An 8,797-nucleotide genomic window follows, 5' to 3' on the forward strand; every position below is an offset into this window, starting at 1 on the left:
CGATGCGCGACTGCCCCCGACCGTTCGTGCTCCTACCCTCGTGCGGAACTCGGTGATTCCGAAGCCCTGTTGAGGGCATGACGTCCCCAGCAGCCGCGCAACCTCGGGGAGGGGCACGTGCCAGAGCCTGCGCACCATGCGGATGTCGTCATCGTGGGAGCTGGGGTCGCGGGACTGTCGGCCGCCCACCAGCTGACCAGTGCGGGTGTAACGACCGTCGTCCTGGAAGCCGCCCCTTACGTCGGCGGGCGCATGTCGACGGAGAAGGTGGACGGGTTCCGGCTCGACAGAATCGGGCAGTTGCTCACCACGTCCTACCCCGAGTTGCGCCACACGCCGGGGCTCGACGCCCTCGTACTGCGGCCCTTCGTGCCCGGCGTCCTGGTGCACAGCGACGGTCGGCACCATCGCGCCGTCGAGGCCACGAGCCCCCGGCGCGCGAGGGGCGCACTCACCGCCGCACGCGCCCTCGCAAGCGCCCCCAGGGGTCCGCTCATCGCACGGACCACGTCCCGCACCGCCCCCCTCGGCGGCGCGCTCGACCAGGCCCGGCTCGGCGCCGCGCTGGCCAGGCTCGCGGCGACAGACCCGAACCGTCTGCTCGCCCGCCCCGAACTCCCCGCCTCGCAGGCCCTCTTCGCCCGGGGCCTGCCCACGCGCACCGTCACCGGATTCCTGCGCCCGCTGCTCTCCGCACTCCTCTGCGACCCGGACCTGACGACATCGAGCCGTTGCGCCGACCTCGCCCTGCACTCCTTCGCACGCGGCCGCCTGTGCCTGCCCGAGGGCGGCGCCGAGGTGCTGCCCGAACTCCTGGCGGCGGCGCTGCCACCGGAGACGGTCCGCACCGGCGTACGCGTCACGGGCGTCTCCACGACCTCGGTCACCACCACTGAACACGGCGAGGTGCGCTGCCGCGCGGTTCTGCTGGCCACCGACGCGCGGGCGGCCGCCGCCCTGCTGCCCGGCCTGCGCGTGCCGCCCTTCCACGAGGTGACGGTGGTGCACCACGCGGCGCCCGAGGCACCGCTCGCCGAGCCCGCGCTGCTGCTCGACGCCGACCGTTCGGGCCCGGTCGCGCACACGGCCGTCGTCAGCCACGTCGACCCCTCGCGCGCACCCGCGGGCAGGTCGCTCGTCTCGTCGACGGTCCTCGGCCCGCCGCCGGACGAGCGCGCCGTCCTGACCCATCTCGCCGAGCTGTACGGCACGTCGACCGCCCGCTGGGAATCCCTGGCCGTCCATCACACCCGCGAGGCGGTGCCTGCCATGCCGCCGCCGCACGATCTGCGCCGCCCGGTGCGGCTGCTCTCGGGGCTCTACGTCTGCGGTGACCACCGGGACACCAGCACGGTGCAGGGCGCCCTGCACTCGGGCCGCCGCGCGGCGCGGGCCGCACTCGTGGACCTCGGCGTTGACCCCGCTCACGGCACAGGGGAACTACCGATGGCGGCCTGACAGCCATCCGACCTCTGCGTCACACCTGGAAGCCCTCGCGTCCTCACGCGGGGGCTTCCCTCTTTCCGTACGCCCCCTCCCAGCATCCCCGGCTGAACCTCACCCACCCCTGCAACTTCCCTTGCCACACCGGTACCCCACGGCTACGGTCCCACCGGATCGCCAAGCCGCGGGAGGACTCACGTGCGTCGCACCATCCCGGTGATATCACTCATCCTCGGCCTATTCATAGGAGGTCTATCGTTGCCGTCCGCCACCGCAGCCACCTCATCCACCGCAGGGGCCTCACGGACCGCAGGGACCGACGTGCCCTCCGTCGTCCCGCGCCCCACCGACTGGACCGCGCTCGACGGCCGTACGAAGCTCACCGAACGCACCCGCATCCTGATCGACCCGCGCGCCGGATCCACCACCGCGCTCCCCGCGGGCCGCGCCGAGTTCCCGGGCCCCGCACACCAGTCCGTACGCAAGCTCGCCGACCAACTCCGTACGGAGATCGAGCAGGTCACCGGCATCTCGCCCCGGATCGCCCATACGGGCCGACCGGCCGCCGGCGACATCACGCTCGGCCTCACCGCCGAGGGCGGCCTCGGAGCCGAGGGCTACGGCTTCGACAGCGAGGGCCCGATCCGCATCGAGGCCGCATCCACCCACGGCCTCTACTACGGCACCCGCACCCTCCTCCACCTCCTGCGCTCCACGGCCGACGACCACCGCGCCGTCCCCCGCGCACGTTCCACCGACCGCCCGGCGCAGGCCGTCCGCATGGTGCACCTCGACGCGGGACGCAAGTACTGGAAGATCTCCTACCTGGAGAACCTGATCCGCAGGATGGGCGACCAGAAGCTCAACACCCTCTTCCTGCACCTCTCCGAGTCCGAGGGATTCCGCCTCTACAGCCCGAAGTTCCCGGGCCTCGCCGACCCCGACCACAGCTACAGCCGCGCCGACATCGAGCACCTGAAGGCCTTCGCGGCCCGCCATCACGTCCAGTTGATGCCCGGCCTCGAACTCCCCGGCCACGCCACCGTGATCAGCGAGGCCTTCGGCATCGGCTTCGGGTCCGGTGCCGACGCGTGCACCGGCGCCCACACGCACTCGCATCTGACGCCCGACTGGATCATCGACATGACCAGCGACAAGGCGGTCGCGAAGTCCAAGGAGATCGTGGACGAGTTCGCGGGCTGGTTCGACGCGCCGCTGTTCTCGATCGGCGCCGAGGAGGTTCCCGGACAGCTCGCCCAGTGCCCGCGCGTGAAGAACCACCTGGCCCGGAGCCCGGACGTGGACACACTCGGCGATCTCCTGAACCGCTACATCAACACCCTTGACGACGTCGTCACTTCGCACGGCAAGCGCACGGCCGTATACAACGGCTCCGAGCACCTGGACGCACCCCGGCAGCAGGTGCACGCCCCGGTCGTCTTCCTCACCTGGGAGGGCACGGACGCCGAGCCGGCGATCCCCGGCCACGACGAGATCGCCATCGGCCCGTTCTACGACACCCCGAACAACTACCACCACCTGTATCCGGACGAGCCCTGGATGTACGACAACTGGGCGCCGAACACCGACCCCGACATGCTCGGCTCCGGCGTCACCAACTGGGCCGACTACAACTTCTGGGCCGACGACGGCTACTTCGAGCAGCACATGGCGGGCCCCCGCGCGATCCTCGCCGACCGCGCGTGGAACAAGTCCCCGACCCCGGACACGCTCGCCGACTTCAGGGCCCGTGCCGCCCGTATAGGCGACCCTCCCGGGACAACGCCCACGCCACTACCGCCGCGGGTCGAGGGCCGGCCGAGCCACCACTGGACGTTCGACGACGCCGCTTACCCCAGCGGCTGGACCTACGCGGGCAGCCCCGGAAACACGATCCTCGCCGAGGACGTGGCGGGCTCCCTGCCCGGCACCTCGTACATCATCAACAACCCCACCCCCGTGCGGGGCGTGCGCGGCCAGGCCTGGCGCTTCGACTCCGACCGGGACGGCGTGGGCTTCGGCGGTCTCGACGTCGCCGAGCCGTGGACCGTGTCGGTGCGGGTCCGCCCGACGGCCCGGACCGGCGACCAGGTGCTGCTCAGCTCGAAGGCGGGCGCGCTGAAGCTGATGCAGCACGGCACCGGGAAGGTCGGCTTCACGCGGTACGGAGCGGCCGACTTCAGCTTCGACCACACGCTGCCGCTCGACCGCTGGACACGGCTGACGTGGGTGACGACTCCGGGACACACCACCCTGTACGCCGACGGCCGGCGGATCGGGTCCGTCGCGGCGTCGATCCCGCTGCCGCTGCGCTCCATCGGGACGGAGAAGGCGGGTCTGCGGGGCGATCTCGACGAACTCACCACCTGGGACGAGGCGTTGTCCCCCGAAGAGGTCGCGCGCCTGCGCTGAGCCCCGGTCGCGCACATGGGTAAGGGGCGGGCCTGCGCAGGCCCGCCCCTTACGACACCACCTCGGACGTCAGCCCAGCGCCGACACCCGGTCGCGATATCCGCGCACCGCCGCGGCGTCGCGGTACGGCTCGAGCCGCCGCTCGAAGTCGCGTACGTACTCGACGGCCCGCACCGACCGCATCTCGCCCGCCGCCTGTGCCGCTTCCGCGCCCAGCTGGCAGGCCTGGTCCAGCTCACCGAGTGCGAGCCGGGAGGAAGCGAGCACCACTCGGCAGAACAGACGGCTGCGGGCATACCCGGGGGCGCGCAGTTGGAGCGAGCGCTCCGCGTGCTGGGCGGCCACGCGGTACTGCTGGAGGTCCCGGTGACAGTGCCCGAACTCGTCCGCGAGCTGGGCCTCGTCGAAGAACCGCGCCCAGTAGGGGACCTCGTCGCCCGGCCGCGACGTCTCCAGGGCCCGCTCGGCTCGCACCATCGACGCCGTGCACGCCCGCACCTCGCCGAGCACCCCGTGCCCACGCGCCTCGACCGAGTGCAGCAGAGCCTGTACGACGGGCGGCGCCGATGACCCGACGCCCTGCTGGGCCACCCGCGCCAGCTGCACGGCCTCTCTGCCGTGCCCGAGGTAGACGGCCTGGCGGCTCATGGTGACCAGGACGTACGAGCCGTACGCGCGGTCGCCCGCCGCCTGCGAGAGCCGCAGCGCCTGGACGTAGTAGCGCTGGGCGAGGCCGTGCGCCGCGATGTCGTACGAGGTCCAGCCCGCGAGGCGGGTGAGGTCGGCGGCGGCCGCGAAGAGCCGCCGCCCGGCCTGTTCGCCGTATGTGCCGCGCAGCATCGGCTCGGCCTCGTGCTCCAGATAGCGCACCAGCGCCTGCCGGGCGTGCCCGCCGCCGTACGCGTGGTCGAGCGCCCGGAAGAGCTCCCCGACGGAGCGCAGGGCCGAGATGTCGCCGCTGGTCACCTTGGCCCCGACGCCCCGCTCGGGCTCCTTGCGCTGGCGCGGTATGGCGGGCCGACCCTGGGTGGGGACGCGGGCGGCGCTCGGCGCGTAGTCGCCGCGGCTCACCCGGTCGTCGGCGCGGCCGATCAACCAGTCCCTGCTGGGGACGACGAGGCCTGCCGGGGTGAACGCGATCTTCCGCAGTTCGGCATGGCTTCCGGAGTCCTTGCGCCAGAGTCCGCCGACGATGTCGATCGCCTCTTCGGGGCTCGCCGCGAACTCAAGACCGGCGTACACCGGCGCACAGGCGTCAAGACCTAGATCCTGCGCGGAGAGGCGGCGCCCTAACCGCCGGGTGAAGACCTCGGCGATCAGGGCGGGGGTGGTGCCGCGCGGCTGCTGCCCGCGCAGCCAGCGGGTCACCGAGGTCTTGTCGTACCGCAGGTCGAGACCGTGCTCGAGGCCCAGCTGATCGACGCGGCGCGCGAGCCCCGCATTGGAGAACCCGGCTTCTGAGATGAGCGCGGCTAGCTGGCGGTTGGGGGTGCGCTGCGGAGGTCGTTCCGTCATCAGCTGTGCGGTCTCCTGCCTTTCGGGCGTTGCCTTGAGCAGCCCTTATGGCTCTGTGAACGGCGTGAATGTAGCGGCCCCCACCGCCCTCATCGCGGCCTTCGACCCGCATTCATCCGATCGTGTGAGGATTGACCGGACGACTGACGAGAATCCGCTGCCCGTACAGTGGCTGGGGGCGCGATATGTGCACGGTGCAGGTTCTAGGGAGGCACTTGCCGTGAGTGAGTTTCGGTTCGTCCGTCTGGGCTTCGGCCCGGATTCGGTCGAGTACCAAGAGGCCTGGGACGAGCAGCGCCGCGTGCACGCCGCCCGCTTCGCCGACGAGCTGCCCGACACGTGTCTGCTGCTCGAGCACCTGCCGGTCTACACCGCGGGCCGCCGCACCGAGGACAGCGAGCGCCCGCTGGACGGCACCCCCGTCGTCGACGTGGACCGCGGCGGCAAGATCACCTGGCACGGCCCCGGACAGCTCGTGGGCTACCCGATCCAGAAGCTGCCGCGCCCGGTGGACGTCGTAGCACATGTGCGCCGTCTGGAAGAGGCGCTTATCCGTACGTGTGCGGAGTTCGGCCTGGAGACGAGCCGGGTCGAGGGCCGCAGCGGCGTATGGGTCCTCGGTGACCCCGTGCAGGACCGTCCGGCGCTGGGCGGCCTCACGCTGGACCTCGACCCCCGGACGCAGGACGACGAGTTCGACGCCCGCTTCAACGGCCCGGAGTACGCCCCTTCCAACGCGGGCCAGCGCCGCGAGGACCGCAAGATCGCGGCCATCGGCATCCGTGTCGCCAAGGGCGTGACGATGCACGGCTTCGCGCTGAACGTGAACCCGGACAACACCTGGTTCGACAAGATCATCCCGTGCGGCATCCGCGACGCGGGCGTGACGTCCCTCTCGTACGAGCTGGGCCGCGAGGTCACGATCGCCGAGATCCTGCCCGTCGCCGAGAAGCACCTGCGGGACGTCCTGGAGAACGCGGAGCTCAAGCCGAGGGCCGTGGAGAAGGCCGCCGAGCAGACGGTTGAGAGCCCGGAAACCGAGAAGGCGACCGCCTAGAAAGCCGGTACGGCCGGGCCCGCCGAGGGCTTCGGGGAATGCACCCCGTCGGCCGGAGGTTGGCCGGACGTCAGCCCAATGACATCACGGGCGTACCCTGGTGTGCGCCGAAGAATCGAAGCTACAGGGAGCCGATGTGTCCGCAGTCGCACCGGACGGACGCAAGATGCTGCGCCTTGAGGTCCGGAACGCCCAGACCCCGATCGAGCGCAAGCCCGAGTGGATCAAGACCCGGGCGAAAATGGGCCCCGAGTACACGAAGATGCAGAACCTCGTGAAGAGCGAGGGCCTGCACACGGTCTGCCAGGAGGCGGGCTGTCCCAACATCTACGAGTGCTGGGAAGACCGCGAGGCCACCTTCCTCATCGGCGGCGACCAGTGCACCCGGCGCTGCGACTTCTGCCAGATCGACACGGGCAAGCCGCAGGCCCTCGACCGCGACGAGCCGCGCCGCGTCGGTGAGTCCGTCGTCACGATGGACCTGAACTACGCCACGATCACCGGCGTCGCCCGCGACGACCTGGACGACGGCGGCGCCTGGCTGTACGCGGAGACCGTGCGCCAGATCCACGCGATGACGGCCGAGCGCGCCGAGGGCAAGACCAAGGTCGAGCTGCTCATCCCCGACTTCAACGCCGACCCCGACCAGCTGGCCGAGGTCTTCTCCTCGCGCCCGGAGGTCCTCGGGCACAACGTGGAGACGGTGCCGCGCATCTTCAAGCGGATCCGCCCCGGCTTCCGCTTCGAGCGGTCGCTCGAGGTCATCACCCGCGCCCGCGAGGCCGGCCTGGTCACCAAGTCGAACCTCATCCTCGGCATGGGCGAGGAGCGCGAGGAGATCAGCGAGGCGCTGCACGCGCTGCACGAGGCGGGCTGCGAGCTCATCACGATCACGCAGTACCTGCGCCCGACGCCGCGTCACCACCCCGTGGAGCGCTGGGCCAAGCCGCAGGAGTTCGTGGAGCTGAAGGAGGAGGCCGAGGAGATCGGCTTCTCCGGCGTCATGTCAGGACCGCTGGTCCGCTCCTCGTACCGCGCGGGACGCCTCTACCAGATGGCCATCGAGAAGCGCGGCGCGTACGTGGCCTCGCAGGCGGTGTGATCCCTCCGGGACAGCCCCTCGGGCGGCAGCCGACTGTGTGAATCGGCGCACAAGCGACTACTGGCGAGTAGTGGCCGAGATGACGCGGCCGCCACGGTCCCCGCAGGTGAGGGGATCGTGGCGGCCGCGTCAATGTTTTGCGGTCCGGCGTCAAGGCTTCATCCGTGTTTGACCGGTCGGTCACGCCCTGGTAACACCAATCAGTGACCCTGGAATTACCCCACGTACAGCCCTACCCATGACCGCCCAGGAGGGCCCCACCATGCAGGCCGCGCCCGTACGCGCCACCGCCATCCCGTCCGTCACCGACGCACTGCGTGCCGTCGAGTCGATTCTCATGAGCAGCGGTCAGCGCACCGCTCGCCGCAACGCCTGGACGTCCGTGCTCGACGACCGGCGCCGCGCCAAGGACCGGGCCGACGCGCTGCGTGTGCTCGAAGAGGCGATGACAACCCGCACGTCGTAGTCACCTCCAGGGGCACGTAGACTTCACGACATGGCGAGGAAGGAAACCGCGGCGGACGCCGCGAACCCCGGGCGACTCAAGCAGATCGCTCAGACCTACAAGATGACCCGCAGGGCCGATCCGCGGATCGGTCTCATCATCGCGGCTGTGGGAATCGTCACCTTTGGTGTCTTCCTCGCGATCGGCTTCTTGATCGGTCACCCGATCTATCTCGGCATTCTCGGCTTTGTGCTCGCCTTCCTCGCGATGGCGATCGTCTTCGGGCGCAGGGCTGAGCGTGCGGCCTTCGGGCAGATGGAGGGCCAGCCCGGTGCGGCGGCCGCGGTGCTCGACAAGATCGGCCGCGGCTGGACGACGACTCCGGCGGTGGCGATGAACCGCAGCCAGGACGTCGTGCACCGCACGGTCGGCAAGGCGGGCATCGTGCTCGTCGCCGAGGGCAACCCGAACCGGGTGAAGAGCCTGCTGGCCGCCGAGAAGAAGCGCATGGCCCGCGTCGTCTCGGACGTCCCGGTCCACGACGTCATCGTCGGCACCGGCGAGGGCCAGGTCCCGCTGAAGAAGCTGCGCACGACGCTTCTGAAGCTGCCCCGCGTCCTCCAGGGCCCGCAGGTCACGGCGACGAACGACCGGCTGCGCGCGATGGGTGACCTCATGAGCAACATGCCGCTGCCGAAGGGGCCGATGCCGAAGGGCGCGCGGATGCCTCGCGGTGGCCCGAAGATGCGGTAGTCACCCGCCTCTTTCCCCCCTCTCCTGTCTCTACGTATGACGAAGGCCCCGGAACCGATCGGTTCCGGGG

The 8,797-nt window shown here is 70.8% G+C and carries 7 protein-coding genes; 6 read left to right on the forward strand and 1 reads right to left on the reverse strand.

Annotated features, from left to right (window positions below; all coding sequences use genetic code 11):
• Positions 1-117: 117 nt before the first annotated feature.
• Complete coding sequence (locus tag ACWGIH_RS42230) at positions 118-1,458, forward strand: NAD(P)/FAD-dependent oxidoreductase (protein WP_453452076.1); 1,341 nt, start codon at positions 118-120, stop codon at positions 1,456-1,458.
• Between the two features lie 306 nt (positions 1,459-1,764).
• The gene (locus ACWGIH_RS42235) at positions 1,765-3,855 is read left to right on the forward strand and encodes a family 20 glycosylhydrolase (protein WP_453452075.1); all 2,091 of its coding nucleotides are present in this window, start codon (positions 1,765-1,767) and stop codon (positions 3,853-3,855) included.
• Between the two features lie 69 nt (positions 3,856-3,924).
• Here the strand turns inward: ACWGIH_RS42235 and ACWGIH_RS42240 are convergent, their stop codons facing one another.
• The gene (locus ACWGIH_RS42240) at positions 3,925-5,370 is read right to left on the reverse strand and encodes a regulator (RefSeq protein WP_453452074.1); all 1,446 of its coding nucleotides are present in this window, start codon (positions 5,368-5,370) and stop codon (positions 3,925-3,927) included.
• Positions 5,371-5,590: 220 nt separating this feature from the next.
• Between ACWGIH_RS42240 and lipB the strand changes: the two genes are divergently transcribed.
• The 4 genes from lipB (at position 5,591) to ACWGIH_RS42260 (ending at position 8,727) form a co-directional block, all read left to right on the forward strand.
• Positions 5,591-6,427, forward strand: a complete 837-nt coding sequence (lipB, locus tag ACWGIH_RS42245; protein WP_453452073.1) for a lipoyl(octanoyl) transferase LipB — start codon at positions 5,591-5,593, stop codon at positions 6,425-6,427.
• A 136-nt stretch (positions 6,428-6,563) separates the two neighbouring features.
• Entirely contained in the window at positions 6,564-7,529 is a 966-nt protein-coding gene (locus ACWGIH_RS42250) for a lipoyl synthase (RefSeq protein ID WP_451202900.1), read from the forward strand.
• A gap of 262 nt (positions 7,530-7,791) precedes the next feature.
• On the forward strand, positions 7,792-7,995 hold the full coding sequence (locus ACWGIH_RS42255; RefSeq protein WP_453452094.1) for an SCO2195 family GlnR-regulated protein: 204 nt from the start codon (positions 7,792-7,794) through the stop codon (positions 7,993-7,995).
• 30 nt (positions 7,996-8,025) lie between these two features.
• Complete coding sequence (locus ACWGIH_RS42260) at positions 8,026-8,727, forward strand: DUF4191 domain-containing protein (RefSeq protein ID WP_383277920.1); 702 nt, start codon at positions 8,026-8,028, stop codon at positions 8,725-8,727.
• Positions 8,728-8,797: the final 70 nt, after the last annotated feature.

Source organism: Streptomyces sp. NPDC054872, assembly GCF_053610705.1.

What these genes read in the sequence shown, in the direction of transcription:
- ACWGIH_RS42240 (WP_453452074.1), bottom strand. Translation starts at nt 5,370, where the DNA reads ATGACGGAACGACCTCCGCAGCGCACCCCCAACCGCCAGCTAGCCGCG.
- ACWGIH_RS42260 (WP_383277920.1), top strand. Translation starts at nt 8,026, where the DNA reads ATGGCGAGGAAGGAAACCGCGGCGGACGCCGCGAACCCCGGGCGACTC.
- ACWGIH_RS42255 (WP_453452094.1), top strand. Translation starts at nt 7,792, where the DNA reads ATGCAGGCCGCGCCCGTACGCGCCACCGCCATCCCGTCCGTCACCGAC.